This window comes from Rhizobium sp. RHZ01, assembly GCF_014851595.1.
GTDB lineage: Bacteria > Pseudomonadota > Alphaproteobacteria > Rhizobiales > Rhizobiaceae > Rhizobium > Rhizobium altiplani.
In genome coordinates, this window is the sequence record NZ_JACUZZ010000133.1 from 1 (window position 1) to 298 (window position 298).

Below are 298 nucleotides of genomic sequence, written 5' to 3' on the forward strand. Positions count from 1 at the left end.
GTACAGTTCCGCAAAGAACGGTCGTTGTTGCAAGAACGGCCCAGAGGCCTGCAGACTTGAAGAACGTGTTCATCGTTTTTCTCCCCAAAGGTCGCTCAACGTCTGCCGCCACCGCGTCCGCCACCGCCACCGCGGCCGCCGCCGCCTCGAGGCATTTGTCTACCGCCGCCGCCGCGGCTCATCTGCTGCCGTCCGCCACCGCCACGGCTCATCTGCGACCGTCCACCCCCACCGCGCTGAATGTTGGAACGGTTGGGCGAGCGCTGGACGTTGGAACGGTTGGGGCGCTGGGCGTTGG

1 protein-coding gene is annotated in these 298 nt (G+C 66.1%); it reads right to left on the minus strand.

Translation table 11 applies throughout. The annotated features are described in order from the left end of the window. Positions 1-95: 95 nt before the first annotated feature. On the minus strand, positions 96-298 hold a 203-nt coding region (locus IB248_RS31450; RefSeq protein WP_210333104.1), incomplete at its 5' end, for a hypothetical protein.